This window comes from Bacillus sp. EB V-12, assembly GCF_056158125.1.
Map to the genome: position 1 here is coordinate 89,691 of NZ_JBUXJL010000008.1, position 26,048 is coordinate 115,738.

General features: G+C 34.6%; 16 protein-coding genes and 2 riboswitches. Of the genes, 13 read left to right on the forward strand and 3 right to left on the reverse strand.

The features are described 5' to 3' along the window. Nucleotide 1 precedes the first annotated feature (1 nt). From argF to ACZDYH_RS22275, 5 genes are all read left to right on the forward strand, one after another. On the forward strand, nucleotides 2-1,000 hold the full coding sequence (argF, locus tag ACZDYH_RS22255; RefSeq protein ID WP_000930289.1) for an ornithine carbamoyltransferase: 999 nt from the start codon (nucleotides 2-4) through the stop codon (nucleotides 998-1,000). 99 nt (nucleotides 1,001-1,099) lie between these two features. Further along, nucleotides 1,100-2,515, forward strand: coding sequence for an arginine-ornithine antiporter (arcD, locus tag ACZDYH_RS22260; protein WP_000503412.1), 1,416 nt, complete (start codon nucleotides 1,100-1,102; stop codon nucleotides 2,513-2,515). 37 nt (nucleotides 2,516-2,552) lie between these two features. After that, a complete protein-coding gene (gene arcC, locus ACZDYH_RS22265; protein WP_000113951.1) occupies nucleotides 2,553-3,515 on the forward strand; it encodes a carbamate kinase in 963 nt (320 codons plus the stop codon). A 201-nt stretch (nucleotides 3,516-3,716) separates the two neighbouring features. Then, complete coding sequence (locus ACZDYH_RS22270) at nucleotides 3,717-4,406, forward strand: Crp/Fnr family transcriptional regulator (RefSeq protein ID WP_001081905.1); 690 nt, start codon at nucleotides 3,717-3,719, stop codon at nucleotides 4,404-4,406. 154 nt (nucleotides 4,407-4,560) lie between these two features. Continuing rightward, nucleotides 4,561-5,244, forward strand: a complete 684-nt coding sequence (locus ACZDYH_RS22275; protein WP_000619186.1) for a hypothetical protein — start codon at nucleotides 4,561-4,563, stop codon at nucleotides 5,242-5,244. Nucleotides 5,245-5,368: 124 nt separating this feature from the next. On the opposite strand, the gene ACZDYH_RS22280 is transcribed toward ACZDYH_RS22275, so the two are convergent. Then, nucleotides 5,369-6,703, reverse strand: a complete 1,335-nt coding sequence (locus tag ACZDYH_RS22280) for an FAD-binding oxidoreductase (protein WP_000814898.1) — start codon at nucleotides 6,701-6,703, stop codon at nucleotides 5,369-5,371. 244 nt (nucleotides 6,704-6,947) lie between these two features. On the opposite strand from ACZDYH_RS22280, the gene ACZDYH_RS22285 reads away from it, so the two are divergent. From ACZDYH_RS22285 to ACZDYH_RS22300, 4 genes are all read left to right on the forward strand, one after another. After that, complete coding sequence (locus ACZDYH_RS22285; RefSeq protein WP_001044710.1) at nucleotides 6,948-8,612, forward strand: glycoside hydrolase family 13 protein; 1,665 nt, start codon at nucleotides 6,948-6,950, stop codon at nucleotides 8,610-8,612. A gap of 205 nt (nucleotides 8,613-8,817) precedes the next feature. After that, a complete protein-coding gene (locus tag ACZDYH_RS22290; RefSeq protein WP_048656946.1) occupies nucleotides 8,818-10,455 on the forward strand; it encodes a PTS transporter subunit IIBC in 1,638 nt (545 codons plus the stop codon). 4 nt (nucleotides 10,456-10,459) lie between these two features. Continuing rightward, entirely contained in the window at nucleotides 10,460-11,251 is a 792-nt protein-coding gene (locus tag ACZDYH_RS22295; RefSeq protein ID WP_000771997.1) for an endonuclease/exonuclease/phosphatase family protein, read from the forward strand. Between the two features lie 305 nt (nucleotides 11,252-11,556). After that, nucleotides 11,557-14,532, forward strand: coding sequence for a YhgE/Pip domain-containing protein (locus ACZDYH_RS22300; protein WP_000810093.1), 2,976 nt, complete (start codon nucleotides 11,557-11,559; stop codon nucleotides 14,530-14,532). A 40-nt stretch (nucleotides 14,533-14,572) separates the two neighbouring features. Here ACZDYH_RS22300 and topB read toward each other — a convergent pair whose 3' ends face one another. Continuing rightward, nucleotides 14,573-16,762, reverse strand: coding sequence for a DNA topoisomerase III (topB, locus tag ACZDYH_RS22305; protein ID WP_086408066.1), 2,190 nt, complete (start codon nucleotides 16,760-16,762; stop codon nucleotides 14,573-14,575). A 209-nt stretch (nucleotides 16,763-16,971) separates the two neighbouring features. After that, nucleotides 16,972-17,084, forward strand: a riboswitch (TPP riboswitch). 72 nt (nucleotides 17,085-17,156) lie between these two features. Here topB and thiM point away from each other — a divergent pair. After that, a complete protein-coding gene (gene thiM / locus ACZDYH_RS22310) occupies nucleotides 17,157-17,966 on the forward strand; it encodes a hydroxyethylthiazole kinase (RefSeq protein WP_001056096.1) in 810 nt (269 codons plus the stop codon). Nucleotides 17,967-17,981: 15 nt separating this feature from the next. Further along, nucleotides 17,982-18,641 (forward strand): thiamine phosphate synthase, encoded by a 660-nt coding sequence (gene thiE / locus ACZDYH_RS22315; protein ID WP_025710030.1) that lies wholly within the window; start codon nucleotides 17,982-17,984, stop codon nucleotides 18,639-18,641. A 116-nt stretch (nucleotides 18,642-18,757) separates the two neighbouring features. Here the strand turns inward: thiE and ACZDYH_RS22320 are convergent, their stop codons facing one another. Then, the gene (locus ACZDYH_RS22320; protein WP_000498704.1) at nucleotides 18,758-20,071 is read right to left on the reverse strand and encodes an anaerobic C4-dicarboxylate transporter family protein; all 1,314 of its coding nucleotides are present in this window, start codon (nucleotides 20,069-20,071) and stop codon (nucleotides 18,758-18,760) included. A gap of 282 nt (nucleotides 20,072-20,353) precedes the next feature. Further along, nucleotides 20,354-20,438, forward strand: a riboswitch (cyclic di-GMP riboswitch). Between the two features lie 134 nt (nucleotides 20,439-20,572). On the opposite strand from ACZDYH_RS22320, the gene ACZDYH_RS22325 reads away from it, so the two are divergent. Continuing rightward, entirely contained in the window at nucleotides 20,573-22,315 is a 1,743-nt protein-coding gene (locus ACZDYH_RS22325; RefSeq protein WP_000761083.1) for a methyl-accepting chemotaxis protein, read from the forward strand. Between the two features lie 136 nt (nucleotides 22,316-22,451). Further along, nucleotides 22,452-26,033 (forward strand): non-ribosomal peptide synthetase family protein, encoded by a 3,582-nt coding sequence (locus tag ACZDYH_RS22330; RefSeq protein WP_139849612.1) that lies wholly within the window; start codon nucleotides 22,452-22,454, stop codon nucleotides 26,031-26,033. Nucleotides 26,034-26,048 lie beyond the last annotated feature (15 nt).

Below are 26,048 nucleotides of genomic sequence, written 5' to 3' on the forward strand. Positions count from 1 at the left end.
TATGTTAATGACTAGACCAAATTTAAAAGGAAGAAGCTTTCTAGCAGAAAAAGATTTTACACAAGAAGAATTGTTATATTTTCTAGATTTGGCAGCAGAATTAAAAGAGAAAAAGAAAAACGGTATCCCGCATCATTATTTAGAAGGTAAAAATGTAGCGCTCTTATTTGAAAAAACTTCTACTCGTACGCGTTGTGCATTTACAGTAGCATGTACAGATTTAGGGGCAAATCCTGAATATTTAGGGAAAGGTGATATTCAACTTGGGAAAAAAGAATCTGTAGAGGATACAGCAAAAGTGTTAGGGCGTATGTTTGACGGAATTGAGTTTCGTGGATTTAATCATGAAACTGTAGAATCTTTAGCACAAAATTCTGGTGTGCCAGTTTGGAATGGATTAACAGATATGTGGCATCCAACACAAACACTAGCAGATTTATTAACAATTAGAGAACATATAGGGAAATTGAAAAATGTGAAGCTCGTTTACGTTGGCGATGGGCGAAATAATGTTGCTAATAGCTTACTAGTTGGTGGAGCAATCGTTGGAATGGATGTACGTATTTGTACACCGGAATCTTTATGGCCTGCACAAGAAGTAATTGATTTAGCAAAAAAATATAATGAACAAGTAATGATAACAAGTAATGTGGAAGAAGCTGTTGCGAATGCAGATGTAATTTATACAGATGTATGGGTGTCTATGGGGGAAGAAGAAAAATTTGCTGAACGTGTCGAGTTATTGAAACCTTATCAAGTAAATATGAAAATGATTAAAGCAACAGGGAATGAAAACGTGATTTTCTTACATTGTTTACCTGCATTTCATGATGTTGAAACGATGTATGGCGAAGAAGTTTATGAGAAATATGGGTTGAAAGAAATGGAGGTAACTGACGAAGTATTCCGCAGTAAACATTCAAAAGTATTTGATCAAGCTGAAAATAGAATGCATACAATTAAAGCGGTTATGGCAGCTACTTTAGGAAACATGGAGTAAAGAAGAAAGGGAGTCTTCCTTTCTTCTTTCTCCTCCTTTAGACACTATCATTCACTATTGCTTTTGTATTGTTATTGCAATTAAAGAGAGGTGAGTGGAATGGGTGAAGATAAGAAATTAGGGTTGTTTACACTAACGGCTCTTGTAGTTGGGTCTATGATTGGCGGTGGAGCCTTTAATTTAGCGAGTGATATGGCAAAAGGTGCTGGTGCTGGAGCCATTATTATTGGCTGGGTTATAACAGGAATTGGGATGATCGCACTCGGATTATCTTTTCAAAATCTAACTGTAAAACGGCCAGATTTAGATGGTGGTATTTTTAGCTATGCAAAAGCAGGGTTTGGTAATTTTATGGGGTTTAATAGTGCGTGGGGATACTGGCTATCTGCTTGGCTTGGGAATGTAGCTTACGGTACATTATTGTTTTCTTCATTAGGATATTTCTTCCCGATCTTTGAAGGCGGTCAAAATGTAGAATCCATTATTGGTGCAAGCGTATTATTATGGTGTGTTCACATGTTAATTTTACGTGGAGTTCAATCAGCAGCCCTTGTGAATTTAGTAACTACAATCGCAAAATTAGTACCTGTATTTGTATTTATTGTCATAGGAATCTTTGCGTTTCATATTGATACGTTCTTAGATGGATTTTGGGGGCAAACTGGTTCTTTTTCATGGGGAGCAGTTGGCAGCCAAGTTAAAAGTACAATGCTTGTAACTTTATGGGTATTTATTGGGGTAGAAGGGGCTGTTGTTTTATCCAGTCGAGCAAAAAATAGAAGTGATGTAGGGAAAGCAACCGTTATTGGCTTAATTGGTACACTCATCATTTACATTTTAATCACATTATTGTCTCTTGGACTTATGCAGCAAGCAGACATTGCAGGTTTGAAAAATCCGGCTATGGCTTATTTGTTTGAAAGTGTTGTTGGAAAATGGGGTGCTATCTTTATTAATTTAGGTTTAGTCATCTCTGTATTAGGTGCTTGGTTAGGTTGGACTTTGCTCGCTTCTGAAATTCCATATTTAGCGGCTAAAGATGGAGTATTTCCAAAATGGTTCGCAAAAGAAAATAAAAATAAGGCTCCAGTAAATTCATTATGGATAACAAATGGTTTAATACAAATATTCTTGTTAACATTCGTCGTTTCTGATCAGGCGTATAACTTTGCATTCTCTTTAGCATCTTCAGCTATTTTAATCCCATATGCTTTTTCAGCATTTTATCAACTGAAGCATAGCTTAAAGTCTGAAGAAGCAGATCGAAATAAAAATATAATAATTGGCTTGATCGCAAGTATTTATGGCGTGTGGTTAGTTTATGCAGCCGGTTTAGAGTATTTATTATTAACAATGACTTTATATGCGCCAGGTATTTTTATTTTTTACAATGTTCAAAAGCAAAAGAGTTCGAAGCAAATATTTACTCGAGTGGAATTAGCATCATCCGTAGCAATTGGTGCTTTAGCATTCTTTGCGATTTATGGATTAATTACAGGCAGTATTACTTTATAAAGCGCTGTGAAAGCGAAATCAACTGGAGGGCTGGAATATGGCACGAAGAAAAATTGTAGTTGCACTAGGGGGAAATGCGATACAGTCTGGAGAAGCTACTGCGGGAGCGCAGCAAGAAGCGTTGGAAAAAACGGCAGAACAACTTGTGAAAATAATGGAAAATGATGTGGATATAGTAATTGCGCATGGAAATGGCCCACAAGTGGGGAATATTTTATTACAGCAAAAAGCTGCAGAAACGGAAAAGACACCTGCAATGCCATTAGATACTTGTGGGGCAATGAGCCAAGGGATGATTGGATATTGGATGGAAAATGCAATTGAAAAGGCATTGAAAAAACGGAATATAAACAAAGATGTAGCAACGGTTATAACACGTGTTGTTGTGGATAAAAAAGATGAGGCATTTAAAAATCCAACTAAACCAATTGGTCCTTTTTATACAGAAGAAGAGGCCAGAAAATTAATGGATGAAACAAAAGCAGTGTTTAAAGAAGATGCTGGTAGAGGATGGAGACGTGTTGTTCCATCACCGAAGCCTGTAAGTATTCATGAACATAAAGTGATTAATTCTTTGGTCGAAGATGGAAACATAGTGATAGCTGTGGGCGGAGGTGGAATTCCAGTAATTGATTCTGAAGAAGGGTTAAAAGGAACTGAAGCGGTTATCGATAAAGATTTCGCTGCGCAGAAATTAGCAGAATTAGTAGATGCCGATACGCTCGTTATTTTAACTGCAGTTGATTATGTGTATGTAAATTATAATCAACCGAATCAAAAAAAATTAGAGCATGTCACAGTGAATCAATTAGAAGAATATATTGAAGAACAACAATTTGCTGCGGGAAGCATGCTTCCAAAAATCGAAGCTGCTATTAATTTTGTTAATACAAATCCAAAAAGAAAAACGATTATTACGTCTTTAGAAAAAGTATATGAAGCACTAGAAGAAAAAGCCGGTACTATTATTTCAAAACAGAATGTATGCATGTATGTTTAAATTATTATGTACGCTACTTAGTAGTAAAAAAAGAATGAGGTTAATAACTTCATTCTTTTTATTTATTAATATTTTTTGTACTCATTGTTCATAAAGTTTTCATGATGAAATCTGAATATACAAGTTAATTATGATAAAATTCAAATTGAATACGCTTTCTTGATTTTTCGCTCCAACATACAGCAAGAGAGAGGGAATTTTATGAATAGACGGAACGTAGTGAAAGACTTAAAGCAGTTCGAATTATTTGCTCATTTAACAGAAAAAAAATTGAAAGGCTTAACAGAGTTTGTTTATTGGCGAACTTATAAAAAAGGTCAATTTTTATTTTTAGAAGGGGATTCAAGGGAAAGAATTTACTTCATGTTAGATGGTTTTGTAAAGTTAGAGCGGGTTAATCAAAATGGGAACTTATTATACGATGACTATGTAAAGCGGTATTCTATTTTTCCTTATGGTGGTATGTTTACAGACAGAGGATATAACTATACAGCAGAAGCAATGACGGATGTGGAGGTATATTATATTCCAACGGTAATCTTTGAAGATATGGTAAAGTCCAGCAGAACACAATTGATGTACGTTGTTCAGCAATTATCATCTATATTAAAATTGAACGAAAATCGAGTGCAAAATATTACAATTCCTAATGCACAAGATCGTGTTATCCAAACGTTAAATTATTTAATGCAGGATTTAGGAGAACAGAGTGGAGAAAAGATTGTAATTTCATGTCCACTTACAACAATTGAAATATCCAAAATATCTGGAACATCTCGAGAGACAGTTAGCAGCGTATTAAAACAATTAAAAAATGATAGCATTGTTACAATTTTAGATAAAAAAATTACAATACATGATCCAACATATTTTGAAGAAATCTCTATGTGAAAATTGTATATTGATTTTTTAATTCATAGTGTATATTAATAAGGTTCTTTATATTTATAAGGAACTTTTTTACGTTATCCTCTATAAAAAGATTGTATAGTATGGTAATAATAGCTAAAATCGATAATAAAATACAAAGTGAAGGGGAGAAAGAATGATTCGTATTGAGTATGATCGATTAGTAGCTATTTGTTACAGTATAGGGGTTTTGTTATTATTAAAAATTCCAAATGATAATGAATTAATTGGGGAAAAACTATTCAATGTCTATAAGATTCCGATACATACGTATGTTTATATGGATTATAAAGTCTCAAATATATTGATTGTTTCTTTCATACTACATGTAATTGCATTTATATTATTTTTAAAATGGCTAGGAAAAAAGGAGTCTAGTACATTTAGAAAAATGAATAAAATAAAAGTAGTAGGTACTAGTATTTTGATTGTAATGATGCCGTTTATTTTAAATACAATCCTCCAGACATTGAATAAAACATGGTATTATGCAGGAAAAACAGGGGTAGAAGCAATAGAATATAAAAAAGAAGATAGCCAGTGTAGAATGGAGAAAAATGGAGAGAATATCCAACCGAAGTGCATTGTTACTTTAAAAAATTATCGTAATCATTCACAAGCATTAAAAGTTGTTTTATATGATAATGCAAACGAGAATTCAAAAAGCTATCCAGTACCGAAACCAGTCTATTTACAAAAACATGAGACAAAGCAATTTGAATTTCAAGTTCCTGTTTCTTATAATAGAGGTATTGAAAAAGATAAAGTACCAAATATTAAATTACATTCATTGCATGAAAATGATACGAAATACAATTAATCTGTAAGTAAAAGTTTATGAGTAGGAGCAAGAATTTGAAACGATATAGAAAATCAACTTGAATCATCCAACATACTGCGAGGTAACGGTATATTGGATGATTTTTTTATGTTATCCCCTTTTTTCACGTATGAAAAGGAGGAATACTTTGTTGGAAATGAAAAACATCACAAGGATCATACATGGTTTTTACTTTACGTAATCTGTGAAAGTTAGAGCCATAATAACTAGTTTGCCAATTTTTAATGTCGATATCGGGCCAGTTCACATAGTCACCTAGTGTATAAGGATCTAAGCTTTCTCGTAAACCTTTAACCCAGCGTATATTTCGATTTTCTTCATCATCGCATTTCCAAGAGGTAATGTATTCTTGAGCAATAATTGCTTTACGATGAAAATAAGCCGTTTCATTCGGCGAAATATTTTCAACAGCACCTATGAGCGATTGATGCCAAATACTAGCATCTTTATTTGGTGCATGAGAAAGAAAGGATTGCATGATTTGAATGCCTTTAAGGGGAATAGGTTTATAGACATAGGAACCAGAGCGCTTAAAATTTTCAGGGATGTTACCTCCATTAAAAAATTCAACAGCCTTTATATAAGGAACTTCTTCTATAAAGAGAGAGGGGCTACCAGTTTCAAGAAGAGGGGATAATAGGGAATGGAGTTCAGAGGGAGAACCGACAAACTCGCCTTGTGCTTCAATTTTATTTCGTTGCTTGGCGAATAATTCGATCGATGAAGTGAGACGTTCATCTATATAAGGTGCCCAGTTTTGCCACGCTTGAAATGCAGCAATAAAGTCTTCCCATTCCCATGTAATTGAGAAAATTGATACATTTTTTATTGGGTGGACTCGAAAAGTTAAGGAAGTGACAATTCCGAAGTTTCCACCACCGCCACCACGGCATGCCCAAAAAAGGTTAGAGTTTTCTTGTTCATTTGCACGAATGAGTTTTGCACCAAATTTTCCACACGCTTGTACCATTTCCACTTCCATTAATTGATCACATGTTAATCCAAATAAGCGCGAAAGCATACCAATACCACCGCCAAGTGCTAATCCAACAACTCCAACGCTTGCACTTGTACCAGCAGGAATTGTAACACCGTAATTCCAAAGTTCTTTATAAACAGTGCCAAGATTTGCACCAGCCTCAATTGTTGCTGTTAATTTCTCTGTATTAACAGTAATGCGATGCATTTCACTCACATCAATAATAAGTCCTCTATTTAAAAGAGAAAAATTTTCATAGCTATGACGTCCACTTCTTAACCGAAATGGTATATGACGTTCACGTGCCCATTTTAAGGCGTTACAGACATCCTTGTTATTTTGACAAAAAACAATAATACAAGGGAGTTTTGGAATACTTAAATTTAAATTCATTCGGGCTACGTCGTAGTCAGGATCTGTGGGAACAACGATACGACCTGTTAATTTTGTTTGCTTCAATTTATTACTCCTTTCTAAAATAATCAGAGTTTTTTATTAATATATGAAAAATGTCTGTAATACGCGTGGACAAGGAGAGGTGAAGAATGAGATTTACCTTTGTGAGAAATAAATAAAGCATAAGAATAAAGAATCTACATAGAGTTCAATGAAAACAGTTGCAAACTGTTCATATTTTGTTATGATAGTGTTACGAAAACGTTTGCATAAAATTTCCGATGGGATGCAAAAGGAGAGAATGACTATGAATAAGACATGGTGGAAAGAAGCGGTTGCTTATCAAATTTATCCACGAAGCTTTATGGATTCAAATGGTGATGGTATTGGAGATTTACAAGGTATTATTGCAAAACTGGATTATTTAAAAGATTTAGGTATAGATGTAATTTGGATTTGTCCAATGTATAAGTCGCCTAATGATGATAATGGTTATGATATTAGTGATTATCAAGATATTATGGATGAGTTTGGTACAATGGCAGACTTTGATGCTTTACTAGATGAAGTTCATAAGCGTGATATGAAGCTTATTATTGATTTAGTTATTAATCATACGAGTGATGAACATCCATGGTTTATTGAATCACGTTCATCTAAAGATAATCCGAAGCGTGATTGGTATATTTGGCATGATGGTAAAGATGGTGCGGAGCCAAACAACTGGGAAAGTATTTTTAATGGTTCGGCATGGGAATATGATGAAGAAACAGAACAATATTATTTACATTTATTCTCACGTAAACAACCAGATTTAAACTGGGAGAATAAAGAAGTTCGCGAAGTACTATACGATACGGTTAATTGGTGGCTTGATAAAGGTATTGATGGTTTCCGCGTTGATGCGATCAGTCATATTAAAAAAGAAGAAGGCCTCAAGGATATGCCAAATCCAAAAGGGTTAAAATATGTGCCATCTTTTGATAAACATATGAATGTGAAAGGTATTCAACCTTTATTAGAAGAGCTAAAAGAAAATACATTCTCTAAGTACGATATTATGACTGTTGGTGAAGCAAATGGTGTTAAGATTGAAGATGCTGAGCTTTGGGTTGGAGAAGAGCAAGGTAAGTTCAATATGGTATTCCAATTTGAACATTTAAGTTTATGGGATGCAGAGAAGAAGAAAGACCTCGATGTTGTAGGATTGAAAAAAGTATTAACGAAATGGCAAAAAGGATTAGAAAATAAAGGATGGAACGCTTTATATATTGAGAATCACGATAAACCACGTATCGTTTCAACATGGGGAGATGATAAACAATATTGGCGTGAAAGTGCAACAGCTCTAGGGGCGATGTATTTCTTTATGCACGGTACACCTTTTATTTATCAAGGCCAAGAAATTGGTATGACAAATGTTCAGTTACCAAATATTGAAGATTACGATGATGTAGCAATTAAAAATTTATATCGCGAGAAAATTGCAGAGGGCGTACCACATCAAGATATGATGGAGATTATATGGGCTTCTTGCCGCGATAATTCACGTACACCTATGCAGTGGAATGATGAGATGAATGCTGGTTTCACAACAAGTACACCTTGGTTTAGCATGAATCCAAATTACAAAGAAATTAATGTTGAAAAGCAAAAAAATGAAGAAAAGTCTATTTTCAATTTCTATAAGAAAATGATTGCCCTGAAAAAAGAGCACGATGTACTGAACTATGGTACGTATGATTTACTTTTAGAAGACGATCCACAAATTTATGCATATACACGTACGTTACAGGATGAAAAAGTCATTGTAATTAGTAATATCTCAAAAGAGGAAGCTGTGTATAATGAGGGTTCATTTGCACTAGAACGCAAACGTTTGCTTTTAAATAACTATGAAGTTGCGGAACATGAAGAAGTAACAACAATTGCTTTAAAGCCTTATGAAACAAGGGTTTATCGCATTTCATAATAAAAAAGGATGCTCTTTGAGCATCTTTTTTTATGAAAAAAAATAAATTTCTATTGCAAAGTGAAAACGCTTTTATTAAAATAGATTTATGAAAACGGTTGCGTAAAGATAAAAATAAAGTAACATAAGGAATCGTTTTCATAAAGGGAACAGAAATTATAATTTAAATCATTATGTTTTTATAAATAAAGGGGAGGAAGAACAGATGAAAATTACGTCTTTTGATTTTTGGCAAAAGTTCGGGAAAGCGTTATTAGTTGTTGTAGCCGTAATGCCAGCAGCTGGTTTAATGATTTCCATCGGTAAGTTAATTGGTATGTCTGCTGGGGATGTTAACGCAGTTCATACAATCGCTCGCGTAATGGAAGACATCGGTTGGGCAATCATTACAAATCTACACATCTTATTCGCAGTAGCAATTGGGGGATCTTGGGCGAAAGATCGCGCAGGTGGTGCATTTGCAGCGCTATTAGCATTCGTCTTAACAAACCGAATTACAGGAGCTATATTTGGGGTAAACGCTGAAATGTTAGCGGATTCAAAAGCGAAAGTTTCTTCAGTAATAGCGGGAGATTTAATTGTAAAAGATTACTTTACTTCTGTACTTGGTGCACCTGCATTAAACATGGGAGTGTTCGTAGGGATTATCACAGGTTTCTTAGGAGCTACTTTATATAACAAATATTATAACTATAATAAACTGCCACAGGCATTAGCATTCTTTAATGGAAAACGATTTGTACCATTCGTTGTAATTCTTTGGTCTACAGTTACTGCGATTGTATTATCACTTCTATGGCCATTCATCCAAAGTGGGTTAAATGAATTTGGTCGCTGGATTGCAGCTTCAAAAGATAGTGCACCAGTTGTTGCACCGTTTGTATATGGAACGTTAGAGCGTTTATTATTACCATTTGGTTTACACCATATGTTAACGATTCCGATGAACTATACAGAGCTAGGCGGAACATATACGATGCTAACTGGTTCAAAAGTTGGACAAGTTGTAGCAGGACAAGATCCATTATGGCTTGCATGGATTACAGATTTAAATAATTTATTAGCAAATGGAGATACGAAGGCATATAACGATTTATTAAATAATGTTGTACCAGCTCGTTTCAAAGCTGGACAAGTTATCGGCTCAACAGCAGCGTTAATGGGGATTGCATTTGCGATGTTCCGTAACGTTGATAAAGAAAAGCGTGCAAAATATAAACCAATGTTTTTATCAGCAGCATTAGCAGTATTCTTAACAGGTGTAACAGAACCAATTGAATTCATGTTCATGTTTATTGCTCCAGTATTATATGTTGTATATGCTATTACAACAGGACTTGCATTCGCACTAGCTGATTTAATTAACTTACGTGTTCATGCATTTGGATTTATTGAGTTAATTACTCGTACACCAATGATGGTTAACGCAGGTTTAACAAGAGACTTAATCAACTTTGTTATTGTTTCATTAGTGTTCTTCGGTCTTAACTTTACACTATTTAATTTCTTAATTAAAAAATTCAACTTACCAACACCAGGGCGTGCAGGTAACTATATTGATAATGAAGATGAGGCATCAGAAGGAACAGGAAATGTACAAGACGGTTCATTAGCAACAAAAGTTATCGATTTATTAGGTGGAAAAGAAAATATTGCTGACGTAGATGCTTGTATGACGCGCTTACGTGTAACAGTAAAAGATTTAAATGTTGTTGCACCAGAAGCACAGTGGAAACAAAATGGTGCTTTAGGGCTTATTGTAAAAGACAAAGGTGTACAAGCGGTATATGGTCCGAAAGCTGACGTATTAAAGTCAGACATTCAAGATATGTTAGGTGCGTAATAATATGAAATTGCTAACTTTAAACTGTCATTCTTGGCAAGAAGAGAATCAAATAGAAAAGATACAATACCTTGCTAAAGTAATTCAAGAAGAAGAGTACGATGTCATCGCATTGCAAGAAGTAAGTCAGTCCATACAAGCTGAAAATGTATGCGGTAACAAGAAAAAAGATAATTTTGGACTTTTACTATTAGAAGAGTTAAAAGCGCTACATGTAAAAGATTACAATATTACTTGGGATTTCTCTCATATTGGTTATGATGTGTACGAAGAAGGATTAGCAATTATAACGAAGCATAATATTATAAAAGAAGATACGTTCTTCATTTCAGAAAACGAGGATACAACGTATTGGAAAACGCGTAAAATTGTAAGTACAACAATTGCTTATAATGGTAAGGATATAACGTTTTACTCTTGTCATCTCGGTTGGTGGAATGATGAAGAAGAGTCATTCAAAGGTCAAGTCGATCGTTTGATGGAGCGTGTAGATAGCAATAAGCTCGCCTTCTTAATGGGGGATTTTAATAACAATGCTCGATTGAAAGGCGAAGGTTATGAGTATATGATGCAAAAAGGGTTGTATGACACATATGAATTAGCAATAGAGAAGGATGAAGGAACGACTGTCCAAGGTGAGATTGCTGGTTGGGATGAAAATAAACATAATTTGCGAATCGATCTAATATTGTGTAACCAAAGTAAAAAAGTTCATTCTTCAAAAGTTATTTTTAATGGTACAAACAGAAATGTAATTTCAGATCATTTCGGTGTAGAGGTTCAATTGGATATATAATAGAAGAAATCCTCACAGAGAATAAAAGCTGTGAGGATTTTTTTTAGGAATACAAGTATTTCCAAGAGAAAATACTTGTATTTTTTATGACATTTCATATATATTTGTTATTATTGAATGTAAAACCGATTTGGTCATTTTGTATTCATACTTTGACTCACTTCGTTATATAATGAAGTAAGTGAAAGTTAATGGGAAAAAATAGTACGTTTTTGGTTAATACACGATGTAGAAAGTGATATAATTGCAAAATGTATGTATCATTTTCTAAAGAAGGAAAAATATATAATTAGGTGATAACTTCTATGAAACAGATTTGGCGTATTTATAAGACAGATTTACGGAATGTAGCCAAACATTGGGCTGCAATTGTTATTGTTTTAGGATTAATGATTTTACCATCGTTATATGCATGGTTTAACATTAAAGCTTCTTGGGATCCATATGGAAATACAAAAGAGGTTCCCATTGCAGTTTCTAACCAAGATGCAGGTTCTAATTTAAGAGGAAAAGATATTAATATCGGGAAAGAGATTGTAGACTCCCTTAAGAAAAACAAAAATCTTGGCTGGAAATTTGTAGATGAAAAACAAGCAATTTACGGAGTTGAGCGTGGAGATTATTATGCAAGTATTACGATTCCAAAAGATTTCTCTGAAAAAATTGCAACTGTTCTGGATGAAAATCCTAAAAAACCAGAACTGGATTACTATGTGAATGAAAAAGTAAACGCGATTGCACCGAAGATTACAGCAAAAGGTGCATCAGGTATTACAGAAGAAATTAGTAAAAACTTTGTAAAAACAGCAAACGGTGAGATTTTTAAAATCTTCAATGACCTTGGAATCGATTTAGAAACAAACTTACCAAGTATCGAGAAAGTAAAAGATCTTGTCTTTAAGTTAGAAGCGCAGTTCCCAGAAATGAATACACTTATGGATAAGGCGTTAGATGATGCAACTCGAGCAGAAGATGTTGTGAAAGTAGCGCAAAAAGAGTTGCCAGTTGTAGAGAGTGTTATGAATGATGGGCAAGAAGCGTTAGGGAATTTAGATAAATTCTTTGCGAGAAATGATGAAACATTGCAACGTGCCCCAGGAACTATTAAGAATAATTTAATGGTAATGCAAAAAGGTTTAGATGGTGCGGCGGCAATTACGGATTTCTTAAAAAATCCATCATTTGATTCTAATCTGACACTTCCAGATCCAGCTAAATTCCCAGTGTTGCCTAATATAACTATTCCGCAAGTACCACAAATCCCAGAAATTCCAGCGTTACCGCAAGTGAATGGTGAGGGGTATAAAAATATTGCTAAAAATATTAATCAAACTGTAAATAATGTTTTTAGTTCGATACGTGTCGGAACAACTTATGCACAAGGTGTTATAAACGGGTTGCAAAATGGTAATTTTGATCCGGAAAAAGCGAAGCAAGATCTTAATAAGGTTTCTGAGACGCTGCAAGGTCGTGCAGATAGTGTTTCATATTTAATTGATGTCTTTACTAAATTTAAAGAGTCTGCATCAACTGATTTTGGAAAAGAATTCTTCCAAAAGAGAATAGAAAAATTAACAAACCTTAAATCAGCTATTGAAAATGCAAATGGTGGCGTTAAAGATATTGCCAATATTATTGGTACAGGACAAGAAGTGAAACAAGATGTAAGAGACGCTGCTAATAAAAAGTTAGATGCAATAAATAACTTGGTAAATCAAGCAGAAGCAGATTATAATGCTACGTTTGTAGCAGATTTCGAAAAAGCAGTAAGCACAGCTGAGCAATTGAAAAACACAGCTGAAAATGTAAAAGAAGATGCTCAGCAACTAAGAGGTAATTTAAATCAAGATATCAAAAAAGCAAATGAGTTAGTAAACCAAACAAATGAAGCATTAGACAGTGGTAGAGAAAAATATGATAAAGCTGTAAATGATTACAGCAGATTAAAAACAGAGCTTGAAAAAGCAAGAGAAGACTTAAGTAACAAAGGTGTTAATGGATTAGATTCTACAAAAGTAGCCTTAAATGATTTGAATGGGCAGTTCAAAGCAAGTTGGAATTTAGTTAATGACATGATTCCAGTTCTGGAAAGTACAAATAAAGTGTTAGCTGATGTGAATAGTGATAAAAATCTTAATGGCACAATTTCTAAGTTAAATAAAGCAAAAGATGGTTTGCAAAAAGGAATGGAGTTAACTGATAAAGGAATTGACGCTATTAATAAAGGTCAAAAACCAGCAGCTGATGTTATTGAAAGTATTAATCAAGTGTCTAAAAGTGTTTCGGGCCAAATTGGTGACATTTTAGCTAAATATGACTCAGAAATCACTCCAAATTTCAATGCAGCAATTGCTCGCACAAAAGAGATGTCTAAAAACACATCTCAAATTTTAAAAGAGGCAGACAAAAAGCTTCCAGATGTTAAAAAATTACTAGAAGATTCATCAAAAGGTTTAGTAGATGGTAAAAAGAAATTAGCAGACATTAAAGCTGAAATGCCAGCTACTGAGAAAAAGATTAAAGAATTAGCAGATAAAATTCGTGATTTTGAATCTGAAGAGGATTTAAAAGACATTATACGCTTATTGAAAAATGATGTTGAAAAGCAAAGTGATTACTTTGCGAATCCAGTAAATTTAAAAGAAAATAAATTATTTGCGATGCCGAACTACGGTTCAGCGATGTCACCATTCTATACAGTGCTTGCATTATGGGTAGGCGCATTATTAATGGTTTCATTATTAACGGTAGAAGTACACGAAGAGGGCGCGAATTATAAGAGCCATGAAATTTACTTCGGACGTTTATTAACATTCTTAACGATAGGTCTTTCACAAGCGTTTATCGTATCGATGGGAGATATATTCTTACTCGGTACGTACGTAGTCGATAAGTTCTGGTTTGTGTTATTTAGTTTATTTATTGGTGGAGTCTTCGTTTGTATCGTATACTCACTCGTTTCTATTTTCGGAAACGTTGGGAAATCGATGGCGATCATTTTACTTGTACTACAAGTAGCAGGATCGGGCGGAACATTCCCAATCCAAATGACACCAGCGTTCTTCCAAGCGATTTATCCGTTCTTACCATTCACATACGCAATTAGCGCAATTCGTGAAACAGTTGGCGGAATGCTTTGGGATATCGTAACACGAGATTTACTTGTGTTAAGTGCTTTCGTAGTAGTTATGATTGTTGCTGCGTTATTACTGAAAACACCAATTAACAAATCAAGTGAAAAATTTGTTGAGAATGCAAAAGGAAGTAAAATCATTCACTAAAATAAAAGGTTCCTACCGATAGAGGTAGGAACCTTTTTGTTTAATCAAATTTTAATTTTTTTAATGCTTCTGCGAATGGGTTATTTAATGGTTCTTCTTCTTTTTTCTGTTGTTTCATATATTTTTGAACGTCGCGTTTATCGGCTTTGTTTCCAGATTCTTTTTTACGTCGTTCTTGGAATGTTGATAATTTCTCACGATAGCCACATTTACATGCGAAAATTTGGCCTGCACCCTCACCACGTAATTCTAGTTTCTTCTTACATTGCGGACAGCGAGCGTTTGTTGTACGAGATACATTTTTACGATGACCACATTCACGATCTTGGCATACGAGCATTTTTCCCTTTTTGCCGTTTACTTCTAGCATTGGTTTACCGCAGTCTGGACAAGACTTCGTTGAAATGTTGTCATGTTTATATTTTTTATCACTCGATTTAATTTCAGAAACAATTTCTTTCGTATAGTTCTTCATTTCCGAAATGAATACTTCTTTCTTTAATTTTCCTTTTGCAATTGCTTCAAGTTTTTGTTCCCACTCACCAGTTAGTGTAGGTGATTTTAATTCTTCTGGTACTAAATCAAGTAATTGACGACCTTTTGATGTAATGTGAATATCTTTACCACGTTTTTCAATTAAGAAAGAATTGAAAAGTTTGTCGATAATATCTGCACGTGTCGCTACAGTACCTAATCCACCAGTCGATTTTAACGTATCAGCAAGTTGTTTATTTTGCGTATCCATATATTTTGTAGGATTCTCCATTGCTGAAAGTAAAGTTGCTTCATTAAAGCGTGCAGGTGCTTTCGTTTGACCTGATGTTTGCATAAGTAACTTTACAGTTAATGTATCGCCCTTTTCAATGTGAGGTAGAATCTGCTCTTTTACGTCATCAGTTACATCATCGTCTTCAAATCGATTTTCGTATACTTCCTTCCAACCAGCATGTAAAATCGTTTTTCCGCGTGCAATGAATGTTTCATTGCCGACCTTTGTGCGTAACGTTAGTTGTTCGTATTCGAATGCTGGGAATAAAACAGCTAAGAAACGTTTTACAACTAAATCATAAATTTTGCGTTCTTTATCTGTGAATGCTGAGAAGTTAACGTATCCTTCTGTTGGAATAATCGCATGATGATCGCTTACTTTACTATCATCAACAAATGATTTGTTAGGTTTGATAGGCTTTTGTAATACTTTATGTGCGAAGGGACGGTATTCTCCAACACCACATGCTTTTAGACGTTCTGGAAGTGTTCCAACGATATCAGATGAAATGTAGCGTGAATCTGTACGAGGGTACGTTAGTACTTTATGCTGTTCATACAATTTTTGCATAATATTTAATGTTTCTTTAGCAGAGTAACCGAACTTTTTATTTGCATCACGTTGCAATTCAGTTAAATCGTAAAGACCAGGAGAGAATGACTTCTTCTGTTTCTTATCAATTTCCACAACAGTAGCATTTTGTTTATCTAAACTTTTTACAATACCATCGATTTTTTCTTTATTAAAACTACGGCTATTGCCATTTGCATCTTGCCAAGTAAGTTTGAGCTTCTCCATTGTTTGAGCTTCGATGCCGTAGTAAGTTTGTGCTTTGAAGTTCTTTATTTCATCCTCACGACTAGCAATCATAGCAACAGTAGGGGTTTGTACACGGCCGCAATTTAACTGGGCATTAAAGCGAGTCGTTAAAGCACGAGTTGCATTAAGACCGATATACCAGTCAGCTTCTGAACGCGCAACTGCTGAAGCGTATAAATTGTCATAGGCTTTACCTGGTTTTAAATTTGCAAAACCATCTTTAATTGCTTTATCGGTTACAGAAGAAATCCATAAACGTTTGATTGGTTTATTTAGCTTAACTTTATCGATAATCCAGCGTGCGACTAATTCCCCTTCACGTCCAGCGTCTGTTGCTACAATAATTTCATTTACATCTTTTCTAAGTAGCTGACTTTTTACAGCATTAAATTGTTTACCAGTTTGTTTAATAACCGTTAATTTCAAACGCTCAGGTAGCATCGGTAAATCTTCTAAATTCCACTTTTTATATTTCACATCATAACTTTCTGGATCTGCTAATGTAACGAGATGACCTAAAGCCCAAGTTACAATATATTTACTACCTTCAAGATAGCCGTTTCCTTTTTTATCACACTTCAGTACACGAGCAATATCTCGTGCAACGGAAGGTTTTTCAGCGATTACAACGCTTTTTGACATATTAAAAACATCCTTTCAAATTTCCATAAGTTAAATATAGCATACATCTTCTTGAGATTCAGTTTCGCTCCATATTTCAGCTGTTTTTAATGGAGTTAACAAAATCCCAACTGATTAAAGTTTCACTTTATCAGTTGCCTCTATATCAAATAGAAAAGTAAAGAACTTGTTATTTTACTAGAATAAGAGTAGACTTTGAAGTAGATGAATAAGAAACACATGGGAGTTTGTGGATACAAACTGAGAGTATGGCTACTAGTCCGTCATTGACCATTTGAACCTGTTGGATAATGCCAGCGTAGGGAGAGTGTAAAAGCACATATTCAGGCACTTTGCGTACGCGCAAAGTGTCTTTTTGTGTATCTCCCATCATTATAGTTAGGAGATGAAAAGGATGAATATGAAAGAAATTAGTAAAGTAGTGGATTTGGTGAGAGAATCTAATCCGCTTGTTCATAATATTACAAATGTTGTTGTAACAAATTTTACTGCTAACGGTTTGTTGGCACTTGGGGCATCGCCTGTAATGGCGTATGCGAAAGAAGAAGTAGCAGAAATGGCTAGCATTGCTGGAGCGTTAGTATTAAATATGGGGACACTTCGTCCTGAAGAAGTAGAAGCGATGTTACTCGCGGGTAAATCAGCAAATGCGAACAATGTGCCAGTACTATTTGATCCAGTTGGTGCAGGAGCAACTTCGTATCGAACAGAAGTTGCGAGACATATTCCGGCTGAAATTGAGTTAGCAATTATCCGCGGAAATGCAGCTGAAATAGCAAATGTTATTAATGAGAAATGGGAAATTAAAGGGGTAGACGCTGGTACTGGAAATGGCAATGTTGTAAGTATTGCAAGGCAGGCAGCAGATGAACTAAATACAGTTGCGGTCATTACTGGAAAAGAAGATGTTGTTACAGATGGAGAGAGAACTATTGTTATTCGAAATGGTCACCCTATTTTAACGAAAGTTACGGGAACAGGTTGTTTACTAACTTCTGTAATAGGAGCATTTGTAGCAGTGGAAAAAGATTATGTAAAAGCGGCAGTAGCAGCATTAACGTTTTATGGTGTAGCTTCGGAACTGGCAGCTGCTAAGACCGTGGAAAAGGGACCTGGTAGTTTCCAAATTGAATTTTTAAATCAGTTAGCGAATACTACTTCTAGTGATATTGAGAAGTATGGAAAGATTGAGGAGTTAGAGTAAGAGGGAGTGAAAGAAATGGCACGCATTGAAATAGATAAAATGTCTAAGCTATTGCAAGTGTATTTTATTATGGGAAGTAATAACTGCACGAGGGATCCTTTAGCTGTATTGAAAGAAGCATTAGATGGTGGAGTGACACTTTTTCAGTTTCGCGAGAAGGGGGAAGGTTCTTTAATCGGAGGAGATAGAGTGCGCTTTGCAAAAGAATTGCAGACGCTTTGTAAGGAATATAGTGTTCCTTTCATTGTAAATGATGATGTAGAATTAGCCATTGAATTAGATGCAGATGGTGTTCATGTAGGGCAAGATGATGAAGGAATTACATCGGTTCGTGAAAAAATGGGAGATAAAATTATCGGTGTATCTGCTCATACAATTGAAGAAGCACGCTTTGCAATCGAAAACGGAGCAGATTATTTAGGCGTTGGACCTATTTTCCCAACGAGTACGAAAAAAGATACGAAAGCGGTTCAAGGAACGAAAGGATTAGCTTATTTTAGAGAACAAGGAATTACAGTGCCAATCGTTGGTATTGGTGGGATTACAATTGAAAATACAGCGGCAGTTATAGAAGCGGGTGCGGACGGTGTTTCAGTTATTTCAGCAATTAGTTTAGCTGAATCTACGTATGAAAGTACGAGAAAATTAGCTGAAGAAGTAAAGCGAAGTTTGTAGAAAAGGACATGTAGTATTTTAAGTGCTACATCGAGAAGTAGACTGCCCAAAAAATTTAAACAAAAGTTTGATTAAAAAAGCACAAACCTTTTTAAATAAAGGTTTGTGCTTTTTCTTTAAAACATAATTGAAATTAAGAGCATTCCAATTCCGATAGAAGTAAATGTTGCAATTAAGCCTGGAATCATAAAGCTATGATTTAATACGTATTTACCAATACCTGTTGTACCGGTACGGTCAAAGTTAATGGCAGCAACGATTGTTCCATAGTTCGGAATGAAGAAATATCCATTTACTGCAGGGAACATCGCAATCAGTAGCGCTGGTGGAATACCAAGGGATAGTCCAAGTGGCATTAAGGCACGTACTGTTGCTGCTTGGCTGTACAGTAAAATAGATAGAATGAATAGTGCGATGGCAAATAGCCAAGGCGCACTTGTTACTAAATGCTGAATAGATCCTTGAATCATATTTAAGTTTCCATTAAAGAAAGTATCTCCCATCCAAGCGATACCGAAAATTGCAACAACTGCTGTTGCTCCTGCTTTAAAGACGTTACCAGACACAATGCTTTCTACATTTGGTTTACAGAAAATAATAATAAGAGCCGCGATAGTTAACATAACCATCTCAATTGTGTTCGGCATGGAAAGACGGGCTAACTTCCCATCAACTATCCATCCTGGACGAAGTGCTTCAAATGAACCAAGAAGTACAACAAGGAAGGTTCCTACAAGGAAAAGGATAACTGATAATTTTGCGCCCTTTACACCTACAAATTCTTTTTTCTCTTCAAGCTTAGGAATCATTCCTTCTTTTAATCGTTTTAAGTATTCAGGGTCTTCATTTAATTCTTTTCCCATCTTACTAGCAACAAATGCTGCTAACATACAAGCAATGAAAGTAGAAGGAATACTCACTTTTAAAATATCTAATAAAGTGATTTTATAGTCAGCTAACATTGCTAAAAGAGCAACTGTGGCAGCTGAAATTGGACTAGCTGTAATTGCTTGCTGAGAAGCGATTACGGCAATCGACATTGGGCGTTCCGGTCTAATCCCTGATTCACGAGAGACTTCTGCAATAACAGGAAGTACAGAATAGGCAACGTGACCAGTACCTGCACATAGTGTGAATAAATAAGTAACAATTGGAGCAAAAAAAGTAATACGCTTTGGATTTTTTCGCAATGCTTTTTCAGCTAGATGAACAAGATAGTCCATTCCTCCAGCAGCTTGCAAAGCACCAGCAGCTGTAATTACTGCCAAAATCATAAGCATTACATCGATAGGAGGCGCGGTTGGTTGTAGGTGGAAGACAAAAACGAGTATTGCCATACCAACTCCACCCATTACTCCTAAACCAACTCCGCCTAGGCGTGCACCAATAAAAATACAGAGTAACAAGGTAAGAAATTGTAGCCAAAACATGATAAACTACCTCCGAAATTCATTAGTTAAGATATATTCGAATAGTTTAATTTGAATGAAAATTAAATAAATACCCGAAGAAATCCTTGTTATTTATACATTTTTTATTATATAACACAAAAAAAGTAACATTCACGTACTTTTTGAAATTATTTTGAAAAAGCAATGCATTAAAAATTTGTATTTATATCTCTAAATAAGTAGACATTTTGATTTATATGTTGTAATCTTTGAAAGAGAATAAATTAATTCTCATAGAACTCCCATATCGTTCAACTCGTTCAGCGAGAAAGGCAAACTGATGGAAACATGAGGACGCAAAACTACAGGAGCTAAGGTCGAAAGGCTACGCTAGCCAGTTACCGGACGGATAGGGTTGGTCTTGGCCAATGCTTTTACATTGGCTTTTTTTTATTCTCGAACATATTGAGAAACATTTTCAAACAAAATATCCATATATTTTGTTTTTTTGTTTGTGTTGATTAAGGAAGGTGGATATTAATGAAAAAATATTGGCATAAGTTATCGTTCCTTCAAAAGAACGTCTTATTAACCGTATTAGTTATTTTGACACTTGTTGGAAGTATGGGTGCATTAAGTTTCAATATGTTTCAAAATAGTATGATGTCTTTATTTGAAAGGCAGTCTATTGAAACAGGAGAAATAGTATTGAAAAAACTGGATGTAGAATTAGTTAGAGACATGGCGAAAGATCCTACAGCCGAAAAAGTGAAAAAAGAAAAGTTAACAGAGAAATTAGATGAAGTGTCAAAAGAATTGAAAAGCGTTGGACAAACGTATGTTACAGGAGCAAAGCCGAATGAAAAGCGAGAATTACAACTCGTTGGTTTGACTACAGAGTTAACAAATGCGTTTCCTATAAAGCCGGGAGATTATTATGAACAACCCGCTCATTGGATGAAGGCATACGATAAAGTGATTGATACGAAAAAGGCTCAAATGACAGAAGTATATGAAGATGAAATAGGTTCGTGGGTGACAATATTAGAACCAATTACAGATGGAGAAAACAATATTGTTGCAATTATTGCGGCTGACTTAGATGCTTCCATTGTTCCTATTACAAAAGAGAAGTTTATGATACAGGGCTTACTCTTTATCATTATTTCATTAGCAATTGCGACTATTACTCAATTCTTTATCGTGCGTCACTCGTTAGCTCCATTAAAAGATTTACGAGAAGGGTTACGTAAAATTGGTGAAGGTGACTTAAGTATTAAATTAAAAGAAAGACCAGATGATATTGGAATTATTAATGTTTATTTCAATAACACGATTGAAAAATTTAAAGGGATTATAGATAAAGTAAGGCAAACTGCTGAGCAAGTTTCTTCTTCTTCACAAGAATTGTCGGCGAGTACAGAGGAAAATAGCATGGCAGTTCAAGAGATTGCAAGTTCTATTGAAGGTTTAAGAGTAGGGGCACAGTCTCAAAAAACTTCAGTACAACAATGTTTAGGAATTGTACATGGAATGGAAGATAAGGTAGAAGAAATAACTGGGGCTGCAAAACAAGTTGCGGTTGCTTCTGAAGGTATGGAACAACATTCAATTGAAGGTAATGAAGTGATTGGACAAATTATTAATCAAATGAGTTTAATCCAAAATGCAGTACAAGATTTATCTTCCATCATTTATTCGTTAGAAACAAGGTCAAAAGAAATTAGTGATATCGTAACTGTAATTACAGGTATTTCAAATCAAACAAATTTATTAGCTTTAAATGCTTCTATTGAGGCTTCACGTGCTGGAGCAGCTGGAAGAGGGTTTGCAGTTGTTGCTGATGAAGTACGAAAATTAGCAGAACAAACAGAAGCGTCTGCTAAAGATATAGCGAAATTAATTGGTGAAACACAAGCTGAGACAGAAGATGCTGTAGTTTCCATGCAAAAAGGTTCAAGAGAAGTAGAAACTGGAATTTCGCTTGTTCAAAGTAGCGGTGATTTCTTTGAAAAAATCTCAAAATCAGCGCAATCTGTTACAGATCAAGTAAAAGCTGTTTCTGGTAATTCGAGTGATATTTTACAAAATAGCCAGAATATCGTTCAAGTCGTAAATGAATTATCACATATTGCAAATACTTATGCCAACAGCAGTAGTAATGTTGAAGAAAGCATGAAAGAGCAAGAAATATCAGTACAAGATATTGCAGAATTAGCGACTTCTTTAAGTTGGCTTTCTCAGGAATTACAAGAGCTTATTGGTGAGTTTAAAAGCGAATAAGGAGAAAGTTCAATTCTAATCAAGGGGGTATCTCCGCTACTGATTATGAATTGAACGAATCTGCTCTTTAATAAGGGATGAAAAAGGTGTGAATTTTCACACCTTTATTATATTTAAGAGAGGAATTTACATAAATATGAAATTAGCAATTTCTTATAATGAGATGGTAAAAGAATTTTTAGGAAAAGTAGAAGGAAGTATTAAAATACCTAAAGATGTGCAAGGAACAGAACTTAGGATAAAAAGGAAAACGGAACTGTTTTCAAATTTGACTCACATTGTAGATTTAATAGGAGCGACTGCAACGTGGTTATATCATATTTCTAAAGAAAAACATATTGTCGTGCTTTATCATGTAAGAGGAAGTTTATTTCCGATTACTATTGAAGTTTCTAATTTTCTCTCCTATGAAAGTTTAAATTTACAAATTGAAGAGCAACTGGAGCAAATTAAAGAAATGAATGAGGAAGAAATAGAAGAGTTTCAAAACGGTAATACGTTATATGAAATGTCACCTATTATTATTGGTGAAACATATTATGAGCTACAAGACACGAATACATTACAATTTGTATTTAGTAAAAATATGCAAAGTGTAGAAATAATATTTAATAGTGTTAATTGGAAAGAGACAACGATTACTCGTTATGCACAACAAATACAAGGTGTTTTAATTAATAAATCACAAAATAAGAATAATCATATAAATGATTTTAATATTATTACAGAGGCCGAGATGGCACTTTATAGTCAAGTGAATGATACGACAGCAGTATATCCTGAGAAAAGTATCGTCGATATGTTCTATAATACTGTTACTCAATTTCCAAATCGTATAGCTTTATCTTCAAGGGAAGGTACTTTAACTTATGAGGAGCTAAATAAAAAAAGTAATCAAATAGCTCGTATGTTAATTAAAAACGGCGTCCAGTTAGGAGACTATGTTGGAATATTTATGAAACGTAGCATAGACACAGTAGTAAGTATGGTAGCTATATTAAAAGCTGGTGCAGCGTATGTTCCGATTGATCCAGATTATCCGGAAAGTAGAATACAGTACATTATTCAAGATAGCCAAGCGAAAGTTATATTGATGAAAGAGACGCCTATAACATGTGATGGGGTTCAAACAGTTTCAATGTATGATAGTGAAACTTATGAAGATACAGATGTAAAGTTGTCTATTCATTGTGATGATGTAGCTTATATGATTTATACATCTGGTTCAACAGGGAATCCAAAGGGAACAATGTTAGCACATAGAGGCGTTGTTAATCTGTATACTTGGATGAAAAAGCAATATGAATTGACAGAAGAGGATGTATTTGCCCAATTTCCTTCCTTTAGTTTCGATGCTTCTGTATGGGAGTCATTTGCTTCTTTATTCTGTGGAGGAAACTTATATGTACTATTAGAGGAAGAGCGATTGTCTGTAGAAGCATTTGCAAATGCAATCTATAAAGTGAAAGCAACTTCAATCTTGGCATTAGCAACAATTTTTGTTCGACAAGTAGCAACTTATTTGGCAGAAGAAGATATATATAAGCTAGCTTCCCTAAAAAGAATTGCGATTGGCGGTGAAATGTTGCCTGTAGAGGTTATTAAATTGTGGAGAGAAAGAATAGGTACAAATGTTGAAATTCATAATGTATACGGACCGACAGAATGTACTGTAGTGACGACAACCTATAAAATACCTAGTCGGTTAAATGAGGATGTTGCGAGTATTCCCATTGGTAAACCATGTGCTAATTATCAAGTTATGATTTTGGATGAGAATATGAATCTTTGTCCAATTGGTGTACCTGGTGAATTATATATAGATTCAGTGGGATTAGCAAAAGGGTATTTTAATAAGCCTAATAAAACAATTGAAGCTTTTATTCCGAACCCCTTTAATCCTATAGTTAATATATATAAAACAGGTGATATCGTTAAGTTGCTAGAGGATGGAAATATAGAGTTTTTACATCGGAAAGATGATCAAGTAAAAATTAGAGGACATCGTATTGAACTAGGCGAAATCCAAAGTAAAATTTCTCAAAATCATAATATAAAAGAAAATGCTGTTTTTGCTAAGAAGAGTAAGGAAGGTAGCCAATATTTAATCGCGTTCTATACAACTTTAAATAAAAAAGAAATACCAGAATTAGTTTATCAGTTACAAGAGCAATTACCAGATTATATGGTGCCATCTAAACTAATTTATATTAATGAATTACCACTTACACCTAATAAAAAGATTGATGTTAAGAAGTTAGCTCAGTTAGAAGAAAAGTATGAACCGGTTCGTCTACAAGAATATGTTGCACCTTCTAATAAAGCAGAAAAACAAATAGCGAACGCCTGGGCGGAAGTATTAGGAATTTCAAAAGTTGGAGTGCATGATGATTTCTTTACAATTGGTGGACATTCATTAAAAGTATTACGAGTCTTAACATTGTTAAAAGAAGATTTCTCACATTTAACAATTCAAGATTTCTTTAAAGAAAGAACGATATATGGATTAGCTCGAATTGAGCGAGAAGTAAAAGTAGAGAAAGAAGAAGTATTTCGTGAATATAAAGTGATTCACGAACCAGATACTATCACGTATGCAAACGTTTTGGAAGAAAACCAGATTTCAAATGTCTTTTTAACAGGAGCTACTGGTTATTTAGGATCACACATATTATATGAATTGTTGAGAGATACAGCTGCTACTATTTATTGTTTAGTAAGACCAACTAAAGATGTGCAGCAAAGAATTATAGATACATTAACAGGCTACTTTAATGATGTATGTGAAGAATGGTTACAGCGTATACAGGCCGTAGCTGGTGATCTGGGAGAAGAGTATCTTGGGATGAGCGAAGAAGAATTTATGTTCATCAGTTCTAAGATGGATACGATAATTCATTGCGGTGCAGATGTAAGACATTTTGGGGATGTAAAACAATTTGAAAATATAAATGTCCAAGGAACTAGCCGTATGCTAGCATTAGCGGAGAAAGGTGCTACATTCCATTTTATTTCTACAATTGGTATCCCGTTAGAATTAGCGGTAGATCAATGGGATACATACATGAAAACTGGTGATTTTAATTACAGTGTAGACTTAGAGAATGTATATTCAAATAGTAAACTACAAGCGGAAAACATTGTTCGTGAAGCAATGAAAAATGGTTTGCGCGGAAATATTTATCGTGCAGGTAATTTAGCATGTCATTCAGAAACAGGTTCGTTCCAACAAAATATTGAAGGAAACGCATTTTATCGTCTTATTAAAACAATGCTATTAATTGGGAAAGCACCAAATGTGAAGTGGAAAGTTGATTTCACACCAATTGATTTTGCTAGTAAATCAATTGTATCGTATTTGCAAGATGCGCAAATTATAGGAGAGACGTTACATATTTGTCATCCACATCAAATTGAGTTTGAACAATTTATACAGCTAATTGGAGAGTGTGGATACAATCTTGAAATGGTTCCACTTTCAGAATATGTAAATACCGGACTTGCATTAGCGAAGGGAAATGAAGTAATAGCAGAGTTAATTGCTTCTCAAGTTGCAGGAGATGGAGCGCAGCAATCTGAAATTGTAATGGGTACGCGTAGAACGAATAAATGGATTAAGAAAAAAGAATTGATAGTACCAGCAATTAATAAAGAATTTATTCAGCAGTTATTAGCTCATGGTGAAAAAGTTGGTTATTTTCCAAAAATAATGAAATGATTATGCATGCTTTTG